18 protein-coding genes and 1 pseudogene are annotated in these 20,399 nt (G+C 73.0%); 10 read left to right on the top strand and 9 right to left on the bottom strand.

What is annotated here, in order from left to right; all coding sequences use genetic code 11:
* Positions 1-5: 5 nt before the first annotated feature.
* Positions 6-1,061 carry a ferredoxin reductase gene (locus ICC28_RS12185; RefSeq protein WP_188288511.1) on the bottom strand — a complete coding sequence of 352 codons (1,056 nt, stop codon included), beginning with the start codon at positions 1,059-1,061 and terminating at the stop codon, positions 6-8.
* 86 nt (positions 1,062-1,147) lie between these two features.
* Between ICC28_RS12185 and ICC28_RS12180 the strand changes: the two genes are divergently transcribed.
* From ICC28_RS12180 to ICC28_RS12170, 3 genes and pseudogenes are all read left to right on the top strand, one after another.
* Positions 1,148-2,287: a PucR family transcriptional regulator gene (locus ICC28_RS12180; RefSeq protein ID WP_188288510.1), complete on the top strand. Its 1,140-nt coding sequence runs from the start codon at positions 1,148-1,150 to the stop codon at positions 2,285-2,287.
* Between the two features lie 285 nt (positions 2,288-2,572).
* Positions 2,573-3,154: a GNAT family N-acetyltransferase gene (locus ICC28_RS12175; protein ID WP_188288509.1), complete on the top strand. Its 582-nt coding sequence runs from the start codon at positions 2,573-2,575 to the stop codon at positions 3,152-3,154.
* A 161-nt stretch (positions 3,155-3,315) separates the two neighbouring features.
* A pseudogene (locus tag ICC28_RS12170) lies at positions 3,316-3,489 on the top strand (VOC family protein); the annotation flags it as partial.
* Positions 3,490-3,722: 233 nt separating this feature from the next.
* On the opposite strand, the gene ICC28_RS12165 reads toward ICC28_RS12170, so the two are convergent.
* Both ICC28_RS12165 and ICC28_RS12160 read right to left on the bottom strand, forming a co-directional pair.
* On the bottom strand, positions 3,723-4,406 hold the full coding sequence (locus tag ICC28_RS12165) for an ABC transporter ATP-binding protein (protein WP_188288507.1): 684 nt from the start codon (positions 4,404-4,406) through the stop codon (positions 3,723-3,725).
* Positions 4,403-5,476, bottom strand: coding sequence for an ABC transporter permease (locus ICC28_RS12160; RefSeq protein WP_188288506.1), 1,074 nt, complete (start codon positions 5,474-5,476; stop codon positions 4,403-4,405). Before ICC28_RS12160 ends, ICC28_RS12165 begins: the two co-directional genes overlap by 4 nt.
* Positions 5,477-5,647: 171 nt before the next feature.
* Here ICC28_RS12160 and ICC28_RS12155 point away from each other — a divergent pair, with 171 nt between their 5' ends.
* Positions 5,648-6,874: a sensor histidine kinase gene (locus ICC28_RS12155; RefSeq protein WP_188288505.1), complete on the top strand. Its 1,227-nt coding sequence runs from the start codon at positions 5,648-5,650 to the stop codon at positions 6,872-6,874.
* A complete protein-coding gene (locus ICC28_RS12150) occupies positions 6,871-7,506 on the top strand; it encodes a response regulator (RefSeq protein WP_188288504.1) in 636 nt (211 codons plus the stop codon). The genes ICC28_RS12155 and ICC28_RS12150 overlap by 4 nt, the downstream gene beginning before the upstream one ends.
* A gap of 97 nt (positions 7,507-7,603) precedes the next feature.
* Here ICC28_RS12150 and ICC28_RS12145 read toward each other — a convergent pair whose 3' ends face one another.
* Positions 7,604-8,473, bottom strand: a complete 870-nt coding sequence (locus tag ICC28_RS12145; protein ID WP_188288503.1) for an esterase/lipase family protein — start codon at positions 8,471-8,473, stop codon at positions 7,604-7,606.
* Between the two features lie 166 nt (positions 8,474-8,639).
* Here ICC28_RS12145 and ICC28_RS12140 point away from each other — a divergent pair, with 166 nt between their 5' ends.
* From ICC28_RS12140 to abc-f, 5 genes are all read left to right on the top strand, one after another.
* On the top strand, positions 8,640-9,296 hold the full coding sequence (locus ICC28_RS12140; protein ID WP_188288502.1) for a class I SAM-dependent methyltransferase: 657 nt from the start codon (positions 8,640-8,642) through the stop codon (positions 9,294-9,296).
* 290 nt (positions 9,297-9,586) lie between these two features.
* Complete coding sequence (locus ICC28_RS12135; RefSeq protein WP_188288501.1) at positions 9,587-9,889, top strand: hypothetical protein; 303 nt, start codon at positions 9,587-9,589, stop codon at positions 9,887-9,889.
* 246 nt (positions 9,890-10,135) lie between these two features.
* Positions 10,136-10,870 carry a DinB family protein gene (locus ICC28_RS12130; protein ID WP_188288500.1) on the top strand — a complete coding sequence of 245 codons (735 nt, stop codon included), beginning with the start codon at positions 10,136-10,138 and terminating at the stop codon, positions 10,868-10,870.
* A gap of 124 nt (positions 10,871-10,994) precedes the next feature.
* Complete coding sequence (locus tag ICC28_RS12125) at positions 10,995-12,338, top strand: MFS transporter (protein ID WP_188288499.1); 1,344 nt, start codon at positions 10,995-10,997, stop codon at positions 12,336-12,338.
* Between the two features lie 122 nt (positions 12,339-12,460).
* Complete coding sequence (gene abc-f / locus ICC28_RS12120) at positions 12,461-14,116, top strand: ribosomal protection-like ABC-F family protein (RefSeq protein WP_188288498.1); 1,656 nt, start codon at positions 12,461-12,463, stop codon at positions 14,114-14,116.
* Positions 14,117-14,643: 527 nt separating this feature from the next.
* Here abc-f and ICC28_RS12115 read toward each other — a convergent pair.
* From ICC28_RS12115 to ICC28_RS12095, 5 genes are all read right to left on the bottom strand, one after another.
* Positions 14,644-15,789 (bottom strand): RNA polymerase sigma factor, encoded by a 1,146-nt coding sequence (locus ICC28_RS12115; RefSeq protein WP_188288711.1) that lies wholly within the window; start codon positions 15,787-15,789, stop codon positions 14,644-14,646.
* Entirely contained in the window at positions 15,786-16,205 is a 420-nt protein-coding gene (locus ICC28_RS12110) for a YciI family protein (protein ID WP_188288497.1), read from the bottom strand. Before ICC28_RS12110 ends, ICC28_RS12115 begins: the two co-directional genes overlap by 4 nt.
* Positions 16,206-16,368: 163 nt before the next feature.
* Positions 16,369-16,917 (bottom strand): YciI family protein, encoded by a 549-nt coding sequence (locus ICC28_RS12105; RefSeq protein WP_188288496.1) that lies wholly within the window; start codon positions 16,915-16,917, stop codon positions 16,369-16,371.
* An 85-nt stretch (positions 16,918-17,002) separates the two neighbouring features.
* Positions 17,003-17,497: a DoxX family protein gene (locus tag ICC28_RS12100; protein WP_223188740.1), complete on the bottom strand. Its 495-nt coding sequence runs from the start codon at positions 17,495-17,497 to the stop codon at positions 17,003-17,005.
* Positions 17,498-17,616: 119 nt separating this feature from the next.
* Complete coding sequence (locus tag ICC28_RS12095; RefSeq protein WP_188288495.1) at positions 17,617-20,313, bottom strand: heavy metal translocating P-type ATPase; 2,697 nt, start codon at positions 20,311-20,313, stop codon at positions 17,617-17,619.
* Positions 20,314-20,399 lie beyond the last annotated feature (86 nt).

Below are 20,399 nucleotides of genomic sequence, written 5' to 3'. Positions count from 1 at the left end.
TGTTCCTACCGTTCGATGTCGCAGGGGCCCGCCGCGGCGGACACGCAGGTCTGGATGAGGACGCCCGGCTCGGCCTCGGTGATCTCGCCGGTGCGCAGGTCGCGGACGGCGCCCGCCTTGAGCGGCGTGACGCAGCCGAAACAGATGCCCATGCGGCACCCGGAGGGCATGAGGACGCCGGCTTCCTCCCCGACGTCCAGCAGCGGCGTGGCGCCGTCCGCGTCGACGGTCTTGCCGGTCGTGCTGAACGTGACCTCGCCGCCGTCGCCGGCGACGACGATGCCGGGGCGGAAGCGTTCGGTGTGCAGCCGCTCCGGGATGCCGTGCTCTCTCCAGTGGTCTTCGACGGCGTCGAGCAGGCCCGTCGGCCCGCAGGCCCAGGTCTCGCGCTCGGCCCAGTCGGGCACGAGTTCGTCGAGACGGGCGATGTCGAGCATGCCGTCCGTGTCGGTGTGCACCTCGGTGAGCCGCAGCTTCTTGTCCGTGACCAGATCGTGCAGTTCGTTGCGGAAGATCACGTCCTGCGGCCGTGGCGCGCTGTGGACCATGACGACGTCGTCGAACTCGGTGTCGCGCAGCATGCCCATCACGGGCGTGATGCCGCTGCCGGCCGTCAGGTAGAGCACCTTGGCGGGCTTGGCCCGCGGCAGCACGAAGTCACCGGTCGCCTGGTCGAGCTGGATCAGCGTGCCCGGTTTCGCTCTGCGGACCAGATGGTTGCTGACCTTGCCGTCCGGGATCGCCTTCACGGTGATCGAGACGCGCCCGTCCCGGCGGTCCGTCGGCGAGGTGAGGGAGTACGCACGCCACAGGCGCACCCCGTCGACGTCGACCCCGATCCGCACGTACTGACCCGCCCGGTGGCCGCGCCAGCCCCGTCCCGGCCTGATCACGATGGTCGCGGCATCACTCGTCTCGGGGTGTACGGCCTCGATGCGCCCCCGCAGGTCGGCGCCCGCACGCAGCGGGCTGATCAGGTCGAGGTAGTCCGACGGCAACAACGGCGTCGTGACCATTTCCAGCAGCTTCCACGCCCCGCTACGCAGGGCTGTACTCGTCATGACTCCAGCTTGCTGTGCCTCAGAGCGTAAAGTCCTGACCGCAGGATGTGAATCTGGTCGGCCGAATTGTTCATAGGGAACAAAAGATGAGCCATGCAATCCAACGGGCCAGCCAACTGGTGCTGGATGAGACGACGGTCACCGCACTTCGGGCCGAGCTGAGGACCACCGCCGACGAGGTCGTCCAGGCGATCATCGACGAGGTCCCTCCCTACGCGGGCGCCCTTTCGGGCCGCATGGGCGTCACCATCCGCCGAGCCGTCCGCACCGCCCTCGGCCACTACCTGGACCTCGCGAGCGGCAATGCCACCGGCGGCGACGCCGGTGACGCGGCCTACGAGCTGGGCCGCGGCGAGGTCCGCGACGGCCGTTCGATGGACGCCCTCCTCAGCGCCTACCGCGTCGGCGCCCGCGTGGCCTGGCGTTGCCTGGCAGCCGGTGCCGTACCCGCGGGTCTGCCCGCCGCCGAGGTGGCCAAGTTCGCCGAGCTGACCTTCGCCTACATCGACGAGCTCTCCGCCGCGAGCGCCGCGGGCCACGCCGACGAACTTGCCGCCCGGGGCCGCGCCAAGGAGCGCCACCTGGAACACCTGGCCCGCGACCTCCTCGCCGGCGCAGGCCCGGACGTGCTGCTGGCCTCTGCTCAACGGGCCGCATGGTCGCCCCCGGCGTCACTGACCGCGGTCCTGCTGCCCGCCGTCCAGGCCCGGCCCGCCTACCGCACGCTCGACCCGAGCACCCTCGTCCTCGACGATCTGCCGGACGCCACCGGTGTACTGCTCGTTCCCGACGCCGACCGCTCCCGTCTCCTGCGGCAGTTGACCGACCGCACCGCCGTGGTCGGCCCGGCCCGGCCGTGGACGCGTGCGTCCGACTCGTACGCACGAGCCGCACGCGCGCGCTCCCTGTCCGCCGACATCCGCGACACCGAGGACCATCTGCCCGAACTCGTGCTGAGCGCCGACGCGGACGCCTTCGCGGACCTGCGCGCCCGAGCCCTCGCACCGCTACGGACCCTGCCCGCCGCGACCGCACGGCGGCTGGAGGAGACCCTGCGGGCGTGGCTGCTGCACCAGGGCCGACGCGACGAGGTGGCGGCGGCCCTGTTCGTCCACCCCCAGACCGTCCGCTACCGGATGGCACAACTGCGGGAGCTGTTCCCGGATCTCGCAAACCCGCACCGGGTCCTCGAACTGACACTGGCGGTCGGACTCCGGACCGACTGACACGCACTCCGACCGTCCACGCCCGCGCCCGAGAGGGAGCCCGCCGCATGCATCGCCACCGCGCTGATGAAGCTGATGAAGACGAACGCGCGGCCCGGCGTCGCCCGGTTCACCCGCGGTCCCCGAGGCGGAGAATCGCGCGTCGGCCGGACCTGCCGACTCTGCCGGCGTTCACCGTACCGGCCGGGCTCACCTCCTCGACCACCCGGAGCCGCGGAGACCCTCCTCTGCGGACCATGGGCTGACCTCGGCACACCGGACGGGCGCGGGACATAGGTTCACGGCATGAGGAACATGGACGACATGGGGTATGAGATTCGCTCGGCCCGGTCTGAGGACACCGAGGCCATCGAGACGCTGGACGGGTCCTTCACCACCCGCACGATCTTCCAGGTGGCTGTGACCGAGAGCGGGTTCGCCCTTCAGGAGATTCCGGTGGATCCCCCCATCCACAAGGTCTTCCCGGCTGAGGACACCGACAGCGCTGACGCTTCCGTGACCGAGGAGGAGGATGCGAACAGCCGCACCTTCGTCGCGGTGGGGGCCGACGGCGGTGTGGTGGGATTCGCTGCTGTCTCCTACGCTGCGTGGAACCGGCGGCTGGTGATCGAGGACATCGAAATCGCGCCCGCGCATCGGGGCCGGGGCCTCGGCCGCGCCCTGCTCGGTCACGTCGTCAAGTTCGCCGGTGAGCGCGGCGCCGGGCACATCTGGCTGGAGGTCTCCAACGTCAACGCGCCGGCGATCCACGCCTACCGGCGGATGGGGTTCACCTTCTGCGGCCTGGACACGACGCTCTACGACGGCACCCCCTCGTCGGGGGAACAGGCTCTCTACATGAGCATGCCCTGCCCCTGCGGCGTTTGAAGGCGGCGCACCCTTGACGAGCCCGGACCCGGCCCGGCGCCGGCTCATTGAAGGACTGCCGGAGGGCCTCGTGGGCGTCTGCGCCACCGTGCAGGGCCCGGTCGTCCCGCCCGCGGACGCCGCAGCGCTGAGTGGGGGAGTCGTGCAAGCGCGTGCGGTGGCCGGTCACCCCCGACATGAGCGTTGAGGTCGACGACGTCGACGCCGCCTACCAGGTTCTGAGGAACAGCGGCGCGGAGATCGTGCACCCGCTGCGGGACGAGGAATGGGGAGTACGGCGGTTCTTCGTCCGCGACCCCAACGGCCGGGTCGTCAACGTGCTCAGCCACCGCTGACCCTCAAGGCGTCCGATCGTCACCGAGACGCCTCAGCCCAGAGCCAGCGGGAGCCCCGCGGCGCCCTCGCCCAGCGCCGCCTCCTCCGCCTCGGTCGGTGCGCGCCGCCCGTGGCGGCCATCAGGGCGTCCTTGTCGCGGAGCGAGGCGGGGAAGGAACGGGCGCCGGTGAAGAGGTGAACGGCGAGCGGATGAACGGCGCCCGGACACCAAGCGGTCCGGGTGCAGCGGCGCTCAGTGAGTCGGCGAGGCGTGGCGCAGACGTCCGTCGCGTACCTCCGCGATCCGGTCGACCGCCGTGAGATGGGTGCGGTCATGGGTGACCAGGACGGTGGCGGTGGCCCGTTGGCGCGTGAGACGGGTGAGCAGGTCGATGACGGCGGCCCCGCGCTCGTGGTCGAGGGCACTGGTGGGTTCGTCGACCAGGAGGACCGTGGGGTCGTTCATCAGGGCCCGGGCGATGTTGACGCGCTGGCGCTGGCCCCCGGAGAGCTGGTGGGGCCGCCGCTCGGCCCGGTCGGACAGGCCGACCGCCGCCAGCAGATCCATGGCCCGGCCGCGGGACCCGGCCGCGGACCGCCCGTCGATCCGGGCCATGACCTGGAGTTGCTCGACGGCGGTGAGCGAGGGCAGCAGGTTGGGCTGCTGGAAGACGATGCCGATGGTCCGTCGGCGCAGTTCGGCGAGCTCGCCGCGGGTCAGGCCGGCGGTGCTCGTACCGGCGACGGTGACCGTGCCGGCGTCCGGGGTGATCAGGGTCGCGGCGACGGCCAGCAGGCTGGACTTGCCGGAGCCGGAGGGGCCGACCACGGCCGTCAGGCCGCCCCTCGGCACCTCCAGGCTGACGTGGTCGAGCGCGGTCAGGCGGGACTCGCCGTCCGGATAGGTGAGGGTGACGCCGGTCAGGCTCAGGCTCATCGGGTGCTCCCCAGCGCGGTCAGCGGGTCGACGGAGGTGATGCGGCGGATGGCCAGGGCGGCGCCGAGCGCGCCGAGGAGGGTCATCACGGCGGCCGGGGCCACGACGGTCGTAGGGGTGAGGACGAAGGGCACGGTCGAGCCGGCGACGAGCGCACCGATCCCGACGGCGACGCCGCTGCCGAGCGCGGTGCCGCCGACGAGCAGGATCACGACCTGGGCGAGGGCGTCCTTCAACAGGTGGGCGGTGGAGGCGCCGAGGGCCTTCAGGACGGCGACGTCGCCACTGCGCTGGATCGTCCAGACGGTGAAGAACGCGCCGACGACCAGCGCGGAGATGGCGAACAGGAACCCTCGGATCAACTGCAGTGAGCCGTTCTCGGAGGCGTAGGAACCGATCGCCGCCAGCGACTCCTGCCGGGAGACCGTCCGGGTGCCCGCCGCCCGGTCACCGGCCGGCACATCGACGCCGGAGGAGGTGCTCAGGGCGATGACGGTCGCACCGCCCGAGGCCGGCGCGGCCTTCCGCCACACCTCGAGACCGGTCCAGACGACGGGAGTGTGGCTGAACGAGGCGTCCCCCCGCACGGCGGCCACCCTCAGTTCCCGTCCGCCGAGGGCAACACTGTCGCCGGGCCGCACACCGAGGGCGTCGGCAGCGGTCGAGGACAGCACCGCCGACCTCCCGTCGAGGGCGCCGCTGTCCGGGGCGAGGCCCGAGCCGCGCCGGACACCGAAGACGGACACCCCGGCGCTCGTGCCGCCCGCGGTGGCCTTGGCGCTCGTGATCCCCAGCGGCTCGGCCGCGGTGACCCCGGGCGTCCTCGCCCACCGCCGCCACTGCTCGGCGGTGACGGCGGAATCCGCGTACGACAGCTTCCGCCCGTCGCCCGGCGCGTCGAAGGCGATCCTGTCGGCCGGCAGACCGGTGATCGCGGAGACGTTCTGCCGCTCAAGGCCCGCCGCCAGTCCGGACAGCAGGCCGACCAGCAGGGTGATCAGCACGATGACGGTCCCCATCAGGGCGAACCGCCCCTTGGCGAACCGAAGATCTCTCCAGGCGACGAACACGGCTGCGGCTGCCCTTTCCGGCGGTGGACGCGGTACGCCTCCACCCTCGCCGCCGCCCCCGGGCGCAGGCATCCGGCAACGGGCGGCACTTCGCGGAACGAAAGGCGCCCCACCCCTTGCAACTTTCGATGGAGGCCCGAGGCGCATCCGCCTCCTTAAAGTGGAAGGACTGTGAACACCGCCGCTCTCGCCCCGACCCCCACCGGCCGCGCCCTGACCTGGTGCCTGCACCTGCTGATCGCCGCCCTGCTCGCCCTCGCCGCGGTCCGGGCCGTGGCCGGCGGCAGCCCGCACGCCGCGCCGGTCGTCACCGCGGCGGCGGCATGCGCGCTGACGTACACGGCCGGACCGCTGCTGCCCCGCGTCCGCCGTTCCCGGCCGGCCGCGGCATGGTGGCTGGCCGCGGTCGGCGCCGTCTGGCTGGCGCTGCTGGCCCTGACCGCCGACGGCGTGTGGCTGGCCTTCCCCCTGTACTTCCTCCAGCTCCACCTGCTGCCGCGCCGCGCCGCACTGCCCGCCGTGGCGGCGACCGCGCTCGCGGCGATCACCGCCTACGCCGCCCACCAGGGCTCCTTCGGCCCGGCCATGGCCATCGGCCCCGCACTCGGCGCCGCCGTCGCGATCGCGGTGGTGTGGGGATACCAGGCGCTGTACCGGGAGAGCGAGCACCGCAGACGCCTGATCGAGGAGCTCACCACCACCCGCGCCGACCTCGCCCACGCCCAGCACACCGCCGGAGTCCTCGCCGAACGCGAGCGTCTGGCCCGCGAGATCCACGACACCCTCGCCCAGGGCCTGTCCAGCATCCAACTGCTGCTCCGGGCCGCCGAACGCGCCCTCCCCGACCGGCCCGACGTCGCCGCCCGCCACGTGGAGCAGGCCCGCCAGGCCGCCGCGGACGACCTCGCCGAGGCCCGCCGCTTCGTCGCCGCCCTCACCCCGCCCGCCCTGGACGGCACCACCCTGCCCGACGCACTGGCTCGCCTGTGCGCCACCACCAGCACCCGCCACCGGCTCACCGCACGCTTCCACCTCAGCGGCGACCCCGCCCCGCTGCCGACCGCGCACGAGGTCGCCCTGCTGCGCATCGCCCAGTCCGCCCTCGCCAACACCGTCCGCCATGCCCACGCGACCACGGCCGAGATCACCCTCCGCTACGACGGTGACCACGCCGTCCTGGACATCGTGGACGACGGGACCGGCTTCGACCCCGACCGGCCACCGCCCCCCGACCCCGAGAACGGCGGCTTCGGCCTGGCGGCCATGCGCGCCCGCCTGCAGGCGCTCGGCGGCACCCTCACCGTCGCCTCCGCACCCGGCCGCGGCACCGTACTGGCCGCCCGGCTGCCCCTCGCCCCGGCCACCGTGCCCCCGAACGATCCCGAGGCCCGCCCGTGACCGACGCCCCCGTCCGCCTCCTGCTGGCCGACGACCACCCCGTTGTCCGCGCCGGACTCCGCGCCGTCCTGGAGACCGAGCCCGGCCTCGCCGTGGTGGCCGAGGCCGCCACCGCCGAGGCCGCCGTCGCCCGCGCCGCCGCGGGCGACATCGACGTCGTACTGATGGACCTGCAGTTCGGCAAGGGCATGACCGGCGCCGAGGCCACCGCCGCCATCACCGCGCGACCGGGCGCCCCGCGCGTGGTCGTCGTCACCACCTACGACTCCGACGCCGACACCCTCCCCGCCATCGAAGCCGGCGCCACCGGCTACCTCCTCAAGGACGCCCCGCCCGAGGACCTGGCCGCCGCCGTCCGCACCGCCGCGGCCGGCCGCACCACCCTGGCCCCGGCCGTCGCCCACCGCCTGATGAACCGTCTGCGCGCCCCCGGCACCACCCTGACCCGCCGCGAGACCGAAGTCCTCACCCTGGTCGCCCGGGGCCTGTCCAACCAGGCCGTCGCCCACCGCCTCCACCTCACCGAGGGCACCGTCAAATCCCATCTGGCCCGCATCTTCACCAAACTCGACGTCGACTCCCGCACGGCGGCCGTCGCCACGGCGGTCGACCTCGGGCTGATCCGCCGGTGAGCCCGACGCCGGTGAAGGAGGGCGCGGCAGACGAAGGGCCCGCCGGGAGTACCGGCGGGCCCGAACAGGACCGGAGCGGCTGTCCGGCCTGAGAGGGTCAGGAACTGGAGTGGTAGAACACGGCGGTGCGGGCGAGGGACACCGGGGAGACGTAGCTGCCCCAAGCGCTCCAGGTGGCCCCGTTCGTCGTGGTCTTCTTCCGCGCCCTGTACGAGCCGGTGGACACGGTCTTCAGGTCGCCGTGGCTCAGGTTGGCGTCACCGTGGTACTGCCACTCGTGTTCGGCGACGCCGGCGACGGCGGAGGTCTCGGAGACGACCCCGTCGTCGTAGGAGCCGATCGTGGTCCAGTCCGTGCCCATACGGGAGTCGGGCATCCTGGAGCCGAGCGCGTTCAGGAAGGCGCTGCCCGGCTTCATGTCCTTGCACTGCTGCCAGCCGGCCGCTGAGCAGGCGGTGCCCCAGCCGGTGCCGCCGTGCGGGCTGCCCAGCGTGACCACGTCCTCGATGTAGAGGTACGACGGGAAGCCCGAGGCGCCCGTGCGGGTGTAGTGCAGCGCGGCACGCACGACGAGACCGCCCATGGAGTGGGCGACGACATCGACCTTGATGTTGTTCTTGGAGTAGCTGTGGACGTAGTTGGCGAAGGCCTTGGCCACGGTCTTCAGCGAGGTGTCGCGGCTTCCGGGGTAGTTCTTCGAGCAGCCGTCCTGGTCCCTGTAGTAGCCGAAGGTGAGCAGGGAACCCCTCCATCCCTTGTCCTTGAAGTGGGAGAGGGACTTCGAGAAGTAGGACGAACACGAGCTGTGCTTCCCGGTGGGAGCGAAGCCGTGGACGAAGATGACGCGGGACTGGTTCGAGTTCGTGCGCGTCGGCGCCGCGGCGGCCGGCGTGACGGTGAACATGGTGACGACCGTCGCCAGCACCACGGAAAGAAGCAGCGTGAGCCGCCTCTGGTGTCTCTGCATGAGAATCCCCGTTGTCGAGTCCGAACGTGCTTTGTCGGACGCGGACTTCCGGTGTGCTGAGGAATCAGGACCGGAGGTCTTGCGTCATCGGGGACGGTAGTTCTGCCCGGTCATGGGGTGTGCCGGTCGTTCGACCCGCAAAAAGCCGACGTGATGGACTCACCTCATGACGACACTGGTGCCGCGCGTCCTCCACGCACTCGACCGGTTCCACGCGGACCACCCCTGGGACCACAACGCCCACTACCACCGGTGGCTCCTGCGGCAGCTGCCCCGGCGCTTCGACAGCGCCCTGGACGTCGGATGCGGCAGCGGCGATCTGGCCAGGCGCCTGGCCCGACGGGCCGCAGTGGTGCAGGGAATCGACGCCGACCCGACCGTCGTCGCCCGCGCGCGGCAGCTCACGGCTCCCCAACTCCCCGTGACCTTCACCGTCGGCGACGCGCTCCACGACACACCGCCCGGTCCCTACGACGTCATCACCTGCGTCGCCACCCTCCACCATCTGCCGTTCGCCGACGCCCTCACGCACTTCCGCCGGCACCTGGCGCCCGGCGGAACCCTCGTCGTCCTCGGTCTCGCCCGGGCGCAGTCCCTCGGCGATCATCTCCTCGGCGCCGCCGCCGTACCGTCGAACATCGCCATGGCCTGGATCAGGAACAGGGGCCGCAAGACCCCGCCACCGGCCTCGATGACCGCACCGACCCGACCGGCGACCATGGGCTTCGCCGACATCGCCCGCGACGCCCGCCGAGTACTGCCCGGCGCACGCCTGCGCCGCCGGCTGTTCTGGCGCTACACCCTGGTCTGGCACAAGCAGTGACCGGCAGGGCGGCTGAGGTTCTCCGGGCGCTCCCGGGGCCGCCCGCCCGGCCGTGCGCTTTCGGTCGTCGTGCGGCCCGCCCACGGGGCCCACGGGCACCCCCGCCACCGCCCTTCGCCCAGCCCGGCCGTCTCCGTCACCCGCGCCCCGGCCGTTGCACCCGGCAGCGGCCGACGGGCGACCCGGCCGGAGCGCCGGATGCCGGGCGAGCGTTCTCCCGTCGGCCTCCCGGGTACGCGAGCGGCCGTCCGGCGGCCGTCGGACGGAACCGAACGGAAGGCAGAGAGACCATGACCACAGCCTCGTCCCCCGGGTATCCGGAATCCGGTGGCGCCCGGGACACCTACACCGCGCCACGCACCCGCACCGAGACCAAGTCCGCCTTCAGGACCACCGAACTCTTCGTCTACGCGGCCTCCGTGATCGCGGTCCTCATCGCCTCACTCGCGGTGGGGGACGACGCCGCCGGCGTGGACCGCTTCCCGGCCGACCAGGCATGGCTCTACGTCACCCTCCTGACCATCGGTTACCTGGTCAGCCGCGGGCTGGCCAAGAGCGGAACCCGCGAACCCACGGACGACACACGCCACTGACCCACAGGCGCCCGACCGGGGTTCGGCCCGGCGCCGACGGCATCCACCACCCACGCCGTCCACGCCTGTGACGTGCCGGATCGCCATGGGCCACCGCCCGTGGCGGCACGCCGGTGCCCGTCACCCGGGCGCCGGCCCGGACCCGCGGGCCCGGCCCAGGAAATCGGTCGCGTCCCCCTGGGCCGAGCCGTTAGCGTCCGCCTGACCGCAGTCAGGTGGCAGGCGCCACAGCGAGGGGAGCCGGGTATGGAGTTCGAGGGCGTGCGGACGGATCGGCTGGGACTGCTGCTGGAGCAGTTCGACCAGGCCCGGGAGATGGCGCAGGTGCGGCTGACGGGGCTCGACGACGAGGAGTTCTTGTGGGAGCCGGCCCCCGGCTGCTGGTCCGTCAGACGCAGAGGAGAGGCGACGACGCCCAGGGCGTTCGGGCCGGGGGAGTGGGTGCTGGACCTGGGTGCCCCGGACATCCCGGCGAGCGAGTACGCCGAGGTCGCCCGGCAGGCCGCGGACGGCATGTCCGTCGCCAAGATCGCCGAGGACTGGAGCGTGAGCGTCGAACGGGTCGAGGAGGTCCTCGCCCACACCGGTGAACCCGAGCCCGACGACACGCCGGTCACCACCATCGCCTGGCGTCTGGCGCATCTGCACCTCCAGTTCGCGGGCGCATGGGAGTGGACCTTCGGCGAGCGGCGCCAGGACCCGAAGCAGATGGTCGACCTCACGCCCTCCGCCGCCCTGGCCCTGGAGCGGTTCTGGCCCACGGTCGACCGCTGGCGCGAGAGCGTCGGCACCGTCACCGAGGAGCAGCTCGACACGGTCGGCTTCTCCCGGTACCCGTACAGCAACGACGCCGAATACCCGTACGTCAATGTGCTGGCGGCGGCCAACCTTGAGTTCATCCACCACATGGCCGAGATCGCGCTGCTCCGTGACCTGTGGCGGGTACGTGCCGGGACCTCCGGACGGGAGCAGGTGAGCTGACGGATGGTCGGTCTCCCGAGCGCGCGCTGACCCCGTAGGCCGACATCGGCCTGTCATCGCGTGCTGCCCCGACTTGTGCGGCACAGCGAGCCTCCCCATCCGGTAGGCCACACAAGGGATCTCCGTGCCGTCCTCCCCTGCGTCCGACTCACCTCGACCTGTTCCGGCGAGCCTGTGGCGGAACACCGACTTCCGCGGACTCTGGGCCGGGCAGACGGCCTCCCAGCTCGGCGAACACGCAACTCTGGTGGTCCTGCCGCTCGTTGCCGTCCTGACGCTGCACGCCGACGCCGGCGAGGTGGGCGTCCTGCGCGCGGCGGGGCAGGCGCCGATCCTGTTGCTCTCCCTCCTCGCCGGTGCGTGGGTGGACGGCTGGCGGACCCGTACGACGATGATGCTCACGGACGCCGGCCGGGCCCTCGCCCTGGGCGCCACCGCCGTGGCAGGGCTCCTCGGCCTCCTCGGTCTGCCCGCGCTGCTGGTGCTCGCCGTCGTGGTCGGTGCCCTGTCGGTGCTGTTCGACGTGGCCTACCAGGCCGCCCCCGTACGCCTGGTGACACGCGATCACCTGGTGCGGTGCAACAGCGCACTCGAGGGCAGCCGGTCCGCGGCGCAGATCGGCGGGCCCGCTCTCGGCGGAGCGCTGGTGTCCCTGGTGTCGGCGCCGCTCGCCGCGGCCTGCTGCGCCGGGTTCTTCACGGCGTCGTTCCTGTCGATCCGGCGGATGCGCCGGGCCGAGCCGGTTCCGCAGCGCCCACGGCGTCCCGCCCGGGTCTGGCGGCGCATCCATGAAGGCGTGCGTTTCGTCGTCGCCGACGCCGCGCTGCGGGCCGTGTGCCTGGCCTCGGCCGCCTTCCAGTTCTCCTTCGCCGCGATGACGACCGTCTATCTGCTCTTCCTGCCACGGGAACTGCACCTGCCGGGCGCCGTCGTCGGCCTGGCATTCGCCGCGGTGGGGCCGGGCGCGCTCCTGAGTTCGCTGCTGGCCGCCCGTCTGCCGCGCCGGTTCGGGCACGGCGCGGTCCTGGTGTCCGCCGCGCTGCTCGGCGACGGCGCATTCCTGTGCGTGCCCGCGCTGCACGGCCCCTCCGCGGTGACGGTCGCCGCGCTCCTCGCGGTCGGCTTCGTGTTCGGCGCCGGCGGCCAGTTGGTGAACGTCACGGTCATGGCCGTCCGGCAGGCCGTCACTCCGGACGGGATGCAGGGCCGCGCCGCCGCGACGATCACCTTTGTCGGCATGGGGCTGACCCCGCTGGGCTCTCTGCTCGGCGGCTTCCTCGCGCAGGAGTGGGGCTTGCGGACCAGCCTCCTGGTGACGGCCGCGGGCATGCTGCTGTCGCCGGTCGTGATGGCGGCCTCACCGCTCGTCCGCCTGGGGCGGGAGCTTCCGGGGCCCGGACCCGACCGCATGGGCAGGGACAAGGGGGCCGCCGCGGATCACGGACTGCGCGCCCCCGAAAAGAATTGAGGCGAGACGGTTCGTCTTGCTACGGTGGAGGCATGGCTTTCCTCTTCTTCGTCTGAGTCCGGGCACGGCCGTCGCCGCCGTCACCGCTGCCCGCAGACCCTTCGCACGCCCAGGGAAGTCATATGCGCGACCGCGCCCATACCGCCGTACCCGGCACCGCCCCCGCTGCCGTGGCGCAACTGTCCGTCAGGGACGTCACCAAGTCCTACGGCACCCGGACCGTCCTCGACCAGGTCTGCCTCACCGTCCGTCCGGGCGAGAAGGCGGCCGTCGTCGGCGAGAACGGCTCCGGCAAGTCCACCCTGCTGCGGCTGCTCGCCGGCGTCGAGACGCCGGACGCCGGGGAGATCACCGTCCGCTTCCCCGGCGGCACCGGCCACCTGGCCCAGACCCTCGACCTCGACGCGGACCGCACCGTTCAGGACGCCGTCGACCTAGCCCTGGCCGAACTGCGCGCCATGGAACGCCGGTTGCGGGCGGCGGAGCAGTCCCTCGGCGACGCCACGGACGCGGAACTCGCCGCGTACGGCGAACTGCTGACCGCCTACGAGGAACGCGGCGGATACGAGGCCGACGCCCGGGTGGATGCCGCGATGCACGGGCTCGGGCTCGCCCGGATCACCCGCGACCGCCTGCTCGGCTCGCTGTCCGGCGGCGAGCAGTCGCGGCTCGCGCTCGCCTGCGTCCTGGCCGCCGCACCCGAACTGCTGCTCCTCGACGAGCCGACGAACCACCTCGACGCGGCGGCCGTGCGCTGGCTGGAGGAGCACCTGCGGGCACACCGCGGCACCGTCGTCGCCGTCACCCACGACCGCGGCTTCCTCGAACGCATCGCCACCACCATCCTCGAAGTCGACCGGGACGAGCGCACGGTGCGCCGCTACGGCGACGGCTGGACCGGCTACCGCGCGGCGAAGGCCGCCGCCCGGCGAGGCGCGGAACAGCGGTACGCGGACTGGGCCGAGGAAGTCGCCCGCACCGAGGAACTGCTGGAGGCGGCGGCGCGGCGGCTGGCCACCACCGGCCGCGACCCGAAGCAGGGATTCGGCAAGCACCGCCGGTCCAGCGAGGCGAAACTGGGCGGGCAGGTGCGTTCCGTCCGCGAGCGCCTGGCCCAGCTGCGGCGCAACCCGGTGCCGCGGCCACCGGAACCGCTCCGCTTCACGACCGGGCTGTCGGCGGCGGGCGGCCCGGACCGGGGCCCACTCGTCGAGCTGGAGGGGGTGCGGGTCGGCGACAGGCTGCGCCTGGACGGGCTCCTTGCCATCGCGCCCGGACAGCGCCTGCTGATCACGGGCGAGAACGGCGCGGGCAAGACGACGCTCCTGCGCGTCCTGGCCGGCGACCTGGAGCCGGACGCCGGCACGGCACACCGCCCCGCCCGGATCGGCTACCTCGCGCAGGAACTGCCGGTCCGCGCCACGCGGCTCCCGCTGCTCGCCGCGTTCGCCGCCGGGCGGCCGGGGCCGCCCGACGAACACGCCGAACGCCTGCTGTCACTGGGCCTGTTCCGCGCCGAGGACCTGGGCGTCCCGGTCGCCTCCCTGTCCGTGGGGCAGCGGCGCCGTCTGCAGATCGCCCGTCTGGTGACCAGGCCCGCGGACCTCCTCGTCCTCGACGAGCCGACCAACCACCTCGCGCTCGACTTGGCCGAGGACCTGTGGACGGCGCTCGCCGCGTACCCGGGAGCGGTGGTCATGGTGTCGCACGACCGCGCGTTCCGCGCCCGCTTCGAAGGGGAGCGACTGGAGCTGCACGACGGCCGCAGGCGCCGCTGATCCCGCACGTTCCGCCTGCCGTGATCCGCGCACGCACGGAAGGACGCGGGCGCTGATCCCCGTGCGTGCGGGGAAGGTGGTACGCGGGTGCTGATGCTGCGTGTGCGGGGGCGGTGGTACGCGGGCGCTGACCCTGCGCGTGCGCGGAAGGCGGCCCGCAGACGCTGACCCCCTGCCTGCGCGGACGGCGTCCCGCAGGCGCTGACCCCGTGCATGCGCGGCAGGAAGGCACGGCGTCCACCGGGCACGGCGTCCACCGGGCACGGCGTCCACCGGGCGCGGCCGGCGACGGGAGTGGCCTCACGCCCGGCCGGGGCGGAGGGCGACCGAGCGGGTGAGGGAGGGCGTCACGACAGGCCTGGACCGCGGGGCGCCCGGCCACCGCCGCGGCGTACCACCGTGGGGATGCGGCGACTGCGCCGGCCGCGGGGGCGCGGGCGCAGGGCGCAGGCTGTGGGCTGTCCGCTCCACGAGGGCTGGGATCGGGGACGTACACCATCACCGCGCGCCCGGTGTCGTAGCGGCCCTCAGCGTCTGCCCCGGGTATTCAGCCGGGCCGCACGGCGGGTCAGGTGGTCGCGTTCGGCGAGGTTGGAGGCCTTCCGGACCGCCTCGGCGTACAGCCGGGCCGCCGTCGACAGGTCGCCGTCCAGCTCGTGGAGGTAGGCCGCCACCGCGGCATGGCGGGGCAGCGAGGCGTCCAGCTTCGCGAGCTCCGCCAGCCCGGCGCGCGGCCCGTCGGCCTCGCCGACGGCCACGGCCCGGTTGAGCCGGACGACCGGATTGTCCGTGAGGAGCGCGAGTTCGTCGTACCACTCGACGATCTGCACCCAGTCGGTCTCCTCGGCGGTGCGCGCGTCGGCGTGGAGCGCCGCGACGGCGGCCTGCGCCTGGAACTCGCCCAGCCGGTCACGGGCGAGGGCCGCCTGAAGGATCGCCACTCCCTCGGCGATCAGCCGCGTGTCCCACCGGCCGCGGTCCTGCTCGGCGAGCGGCACCAGGCTGCCGTCGGGCGCGGTCCGGCTGTCGCGGCGCGCATGGTGGAGCAGCATGAGCGCGAGCAGCCCCGCCACCTCGGGATGGTCGATCACCGTCGCGAGCTGCCGGGTGAGCCGGATCGCCTCGGCGGCGAGGTCGACGTCACCGGAGTAGCCCTCGTTGAAGACCAGGTAGAGCACGCGCAGCACGGTGGCGACGTCGCCCGGCCGGTCGAACCGCACGTCGGAGACGGTCCGCTTGGCCCGGCTGATCCGCTGCGCCATGGTCGCCTCGGGCACCAGGTAGGCCTCGGCGATCTGGCGGGTGGTGAGCCCGCCGACGGCGCGCAGCGTGAGCGCGACCGCCGACGACGGCGTCAGCGAAGGATGGGCGCACAGGAAGTACAGCCGGAGCGTGTCGTCCACCGAGGACGCCGGTCCGGGCGCCGGCTCCTCGCCGAGGAGGTCCTCACGCCGGCGGCGGGCGGCGTCCGAGCGGGCCTGGTCGAGGAACTTGCGCCAGGCCACGGCGACCAGCCACCCCTTCGCGTCCCGCGGCGGATCGTCCGGCCAGACACGGACCGCCTCGATGAGCGCCTCCTGCACGGCGTCCTCGGCCGCCGCGAAGTCGGCTCCGCGGCGGACGAGGACGGCCAGCACGCTCGGTGTGAGGCTCCTGAGCAGCGCCTCGTTCACCGGTGCGGGCACTCCGTGGTGGTGGGCTCCGCCGTCAGGAACGGGCGCAGCTCCAGCCACTCGTGGATCGGCTTCCCGCCCGCCCCGGGCGCCGCCGACAACTCCCCGGCCAGTTCGACGGCCCGCTCGTAGCTGTCTACGTCGATCACCATCCAGCCGGCGATCAGATCCTTGGTCTCGGCGAACGGGCCGTCGGTGACCGGCGGGCGCCCTTCGCCGTCGTAGCGCACCCACGCCCCCTCGGGCGCCAGCGCCTGCCCGCCGACGAACTCGCCGGTCTTCTCCAGCCGGGCCGCGAAGTCGTTCATGTACTGCACGTGCGCCGAGATCTCCTCCGGCGTCCACTGGTCCATGGGCACGTCGTTCACCGCTGCCGGGGCGCCGCGGTAGTGCTTGAGCAGCAGGTACTTGGCCATGATGGTTCTCCTCGATACCGGTGCGACCCATTGTGGTCGCGTTCACCCCGGGGACGGAGCCGGTCGCGGGTTCTCGACATCGGCGGGGAAGTTTTTTTGTCCCGGCCGCATCGCACGCCGACGCCTCGATGCCGTCCAGAGGGACGGCCCCCTCAGCTCGTCGCTACGACCGCCCCCCGAACTGCCACCGGTGCACCTCCACGTCCGCGTACCGCCCCGCCGTCAGTACGGCCCGCGCCGCCTCCGGATCCGGCGCCCGGACCAGCGCCGCCGTGCCCACCCACCTCTCGCCGTCGTCGGAGAGCAGCGGCCCGTACGCGATCAGCCCGTCACGGCCGGGCGGTACGGCGAGGTCGGCGCCCGGACCCTCGCCGAGACCGAGCACCAGGTACCGGTCGCCCTCCGTCGGCCCGCCGGGGAACTCCCACATGGTGCGCCCGAGCAGGTTGCGCCACCGCCGCAGCAGGACGTCCCGGTACACGCCGGCCTGGTAGCCGGGCTCGTCGAAGGCGAACGCGCGGGCGGTGGCGACATCGGGCAGGTCCACGATGTGCACACTGCCGGTGGGCAGTTCGCCGTCACCGGTGAGGGTCGGGCCGCGGGCGATCATCTCCTTGTCGAACCGGTCCATGTAGGACCAGTGCTCCTCCAGCAACGCGTCGCGCAGGGGCAGCGATCCGGTCCGGTCACGGTGATAGCAGAAGAATTCCATGCCGACACTCTCCACTACCGCCGCCGCACACCGCCTCGCATTTGATCGCGCAGGTCGAGGCAGGAGCCGTGGACGCCGGCGTCGGTCAGTGGCGTGCCGGGACGTGCGCAGTGGCGGTACGGCCGAGGCGGGCGTCCAGGGAGTGGGCGCCCGCGCCGACGATCAGCAGGAAGAGGCTGCCGCACAACTGGGCGAGGTCGGTGCGGGACTCGTGCGCGAAGTCCCACCAGCCGCTCTCGCCGTCGAACAGCGGGGCGCCGCCCCACAGGATCGGCAGCTTGGTGATGAGCAGGGCGCCCACCATGTTGACGACCATGGGGAGGGTGGCGAGGCGGGTGAGCAGCCCGGCGAGCAGCAGCGCACCGCAGACGATCTCCAGGACGCCGTCCAGCGGGGCGAAGAAGCCGGGCGCCGGAATACCGGCCCTGTCGAAGCGGCCCGAGCCGAGGGCATCCGGGTAGCGGAACTTCTGCACGCCCTCGGAGACGAAGACCGCCCCGACGTAGAAGCGGATCAGCACGACCGATCCCGGCGCGCGGGTCCGGATCAGCCGGGTCTGCCAGGGGCTCATCGAGGGCATGGGGCACGGACCTTCCGCGACAAGCGGCATCGGGCCCGGACATCGTCGCCCGTCCACGTGGTCACCGGCGGTGCGACACCGGGTCGTACCCGCGCACGGGTGACGCAAGCACTGCGCTCTCAGCGCTCACGAGGCGTGGGCCCGAGGGCCTGACCACGGCCGGTGGGGTCGGCGTCGTAGGCGCTCGCGCAATGGGCGGAGCAGAAGTGCACGGTGCCCTGCGGGGTGTCCCGGTGCTCCGGTGCCGTGGCGGGATCGACCCGCATGCCGCACACGGGGTCGGTCACCTCGGACGGGGGTGCGTCCGTGCCGGATTCGACCGTCGGGCGTACACCCGACACCTCTGCCTCGGGCAGGGGCGCCGGACGCCAGCCGCGCAGCCGGGAGGCGTTGGTGACCACGGACAGGGAGGACAGGGCCATGGCCGCGGCGGCGATGATCGGGCTGAGCCTGAGACCCCACAGCGGATAGAGGGCGCCGGCCGCGACGGGTATCCCGACGGCGTTGTAGACCAGTGCGAAGAACAGGTTCTGCTTGATGTTGCGCATCGTCGCGCGCGACAGGCGTACGGCGGTGACGACACCGGACAGCGAGCCGGATATGAGGGTGACGTCGGCGGCCTCGATCGCCACGTCCGTGCCGGTGCCGATGGCCAGCCCGACATCGGCCCGGGCGAGCGCGGGGGCGTCGTTGATGCCGTCGCCGACCATGCCGACGGTGCGGCCCTCGCCCTGCAGCCGCCGGATCTCGTCGGCCTTGTGCTCGGGCAGCACCTCGGCCAGCACCCGCCGCACGCCGACCTGCTCGGCGATCGCGGCGGCCGTGCGGGCGCTGTCGCCGGTGAGGATCACGGTCTCGATGCCGAGGCCGTGCAGGGCCGTGACGGCCCGGGCGGAGTCCTCCTTGACGGTGTCGGCGACGGCCAGCACACCGGCCGGACGCCCGTCCACGGCGGCCAGGATCGGCGTCCTGCCCCGCGCCGAGAGGCCGTCGGCGGCGCCGGTGAGGTCCGCGGGGTCGATGCCGGCGTCGGAGAGCAGCCGGGCCGTGCCGACGAGCACGGCCCGGCCCTCGACGGTGGCCCGGACGCCCTTGCCGGTGACGGAGTCGAAGCCGGAGGCGGCGGGCACGGCCAGCCGGCGCTCGCGGGCGCCCTCGACGACCGCGGTGGCCAGCGGGTGCTCGCTGTCGCTCTCCGCGGCGGCCACGAGCCTCAGCAGATCCTCCTCGCCGAACCCGTCGGCCGGCCGGACGTCGGTGAGGACCGGCTTGCCCGCGGTCACGGTGCCGGTCTTGTCGAGGACGACGGTGTCGAGCTTGTGCGCGGTTTCCAGCGCCTCGGCGGAACGGATGAGGATGCCGGCCTGCGCGCCCTTGCCGGTGCCGACCATCACGGACAGCGGCGTGGCGAGTCCGAGCGCGCACGGGCAGGCGATGATCAGCACGGCCACGGCGGAGACCAGCGCCAGGGTGAGCGCGGGGGAGGGGCCGACGGTGTACCAGAGGGCGAAGGCGGCGATCGCCACGGCGATGACGGCGGGCACGAAGTAGGCGGAGATCGCGTCGGCGAGCCGCTGGATGGGCGCCTTGGACACCTGGGCCTGCTGCACCAGCCTGATGATCTGCGCGAGCATCGTGTCGGCGCCGATCCTGGCCGCCCGCACCCGCAGGCTGCCGGTGGTGTTGACGGTGGCGCCGATGACGGTGTCCCCGGCGCGCTTGGTCACGGGCATCGGCTCGCCGGTGACCATGGACTCGTCCACCGCCGACGTACCGGAGAGCACCTCGGCGTCGACCGGGATCTTCTCGCCGGGGCGGATGAGCATCTCGTCGCCGACGACGACCTCGTCCACGGGCAGTTCGGTCTCCGTGCCGTCGCGGATCACGCGGGCGGTGCGCGCCCGGAGCCCCAGCAGGGCGCGGATCGCCTCACCGGTGCCGGCCTTGGCCCGGGCCTCCAGCAGACGGCCGAGCAGGATCAGGGTGAGGATCACGCCGACGGCCTCGAAGTAGACCTCGCGGACGTCCTCCGGCAGCAGCGAGGGGGCCAGCGTGACCAGCAGGCTGTAGCCGTAGGCGGCCGACGTGCCGAGCGTGATCAGGGAGTTCATGTCGGCGCCGCGGTGGAGCAGGGTGAGCCAGCCGATCCGGTGGATCGGCCACCCGGTGTAGAGCATCACGGGCGTGATCAGGGCCAGTTGCAGCCAGTGGTCCAGCATCCAGCCGGGCACCCAGTCGGCGCCGAATACCTCGTGCGCCATCACCGCGAACAGCACGGGCAGCGTCAGCAGCGCACCCACCCCGACCCGCCGCGTCAGGTCAGCGATCTCCGACTGCCGCTCGGCGGCCTCCGCGGCATCGGCATCGGCGGCCGACGCGCGCTCCTCGGTGACGCCGGCCGTGTCGTACGGCTCGTCGGACGCACCGACTTCGGGACCCTCGGCCGGATCCACGACGAGCGTTCCGTGGATCATGTTCATCCCGCAGGCGAACCCGTACGACCCCGCCCGCTCCGGCCGCAGCCGCACGGTGGTGCGCTGGTGCGCGGGCAGTCCCGCGCTGACCTGCAGATCGGGGAAGACGACCCGGTTGGTGCACTCCCCGGCCTCCTGCCGGTCGAAGACCAGCTCCACCGGCATGCCCTGCTGCACCCGGATCACATCCGGGCTGTACCCGCCGCGCACGGTCACGTCCACCCGTTGCACCCCGCCCTCGATCCGGGCGGTGCGGGCGCGGCGCGGACCGAAGAAGTACCAGCCCAGCGCGGCGACGAGCACGACGGCCAGGGTCACCACGACGATGTCGACGGTATCCATGGCGGACCTTCTCCCTGTGCTTCGGTCGGCTGTTTCCCACGCTCCTCCGAATACCCCCGAGGGGTAAGGGCCTAACGGCCTGCCCG

This window comes from Streptomyces sp. TRM68416 (genome assembly GCF_014596915.1).
Lineage (GTDB): Bacteria > Actinomycetota > Actinomycetes > Streptomycetales > Streptomycetaceae > Streptomyces.
The sequence above is the reverse complement of the archived record's forward strand: the minus strand, read 5'-3'. Positions and strand labels throughout refer to the sequence as shown.

What these genes read in the sequence shown, in the direction of transcription:
- ICC28_RS12105 (WP_188288496.1), bottom strand. Translation starts at nt 16,917, where the DNA reads ATGGAATTCTTCTGCTATCACCGTGACCGGACCGGATCGCTGCCCCTG.
- ICC28_RS12165 (WP_188288507.1), bottom strand. Translation starts at nt 4,406, where the DNA reads ATGAGCCTGAGCCTGACCGGCGTCACCCTCACCTATCCGGACGGCGAG.
- ICC28_RS12095 (WP_188288495.1), bottom strand. Translation starts at nt 20,313, where the DNA reads ATGGATACCGTCGACATCGTCGTGGTGACCCTGGCCGTCGTGCTCGTC.
- ICC28_RS12100 (WP_223188740.1), bottom strand. Translation starts at nt 17,497, where the DNA reads ATGCCCTCGATGAGCCCCTGGCAGACCCGGCTGATCCGGACCCGCGCG.
- ICC28_RS12130 (WP_188288500.1), top strand. Translation starts at nt 10,136, where the DNA reads ATGGAGTTCGAGGGCGTGCGGACGGATCGGCTGGGACTGCTGCTGGAG.
- ICC28_RS12185 (WP_188288511.1), bottom strand. Translation starts at nt 1,061, where the DNA reads ATGACGAGTACAGCCCTGCGTAGCGGGGCGTGGAAGCTGCTGGAAATG.
- ICC28_RS12175 (WP_188288509.1), top strand. Translation starts at nt 2,573, where the DNA reads ATGAGGAACATGGACGACATGGGGTATGAGATTCGCTCGGCCCGGTCT.
- ICC28_RS12110 (WP_188288497.1), bottom strand. Translation starts at nt 16,205, where the DNA reads ATGGCCAAGTACCTGCTGCTCAAGCACTACCGCGGCGCCCCGGCAGCG.
- ICC28_RS12135 (WP_188288501.1), top strand. Translation starts at nt 9,587, where the DNA reads ATGACCACAGCCTCGTCCCCCGGGTATCCGGAATCCGGTGGCGCCCGG.
- abc-f (WP_188288498.1), top strand. Translation starts at nt 12,461, where the DNA reads ATGCGCGACCGCGCCCATACCGCCGTACCCGGCACCGCCCCCGCTGCC.
- ICC28_RS12140 (WP_188288502.1), top strand. Translation starts at nt 8,640, where the DNA reads ATGACGACACTGGTGCCGCGCGTCCTCCACGCACTCGACCGGTTCCAC.
- ICC28_RS12180 (WP_188288510.1), top strand. Translation starts at nt 1,148, where the DNA reads ATGAGCCATGCAATCCAACGGGCCAGCCAACTGGTGCTGGATGAGACG.
- ICC28_RS12145 (WP_188288503.1), bottom strand. Translation starts at nt 8,473, where the DNA reads ATGCAGAGACACCAGAGGCGGCTCACGCTGCTTCTTTCCGTGGTGCTG.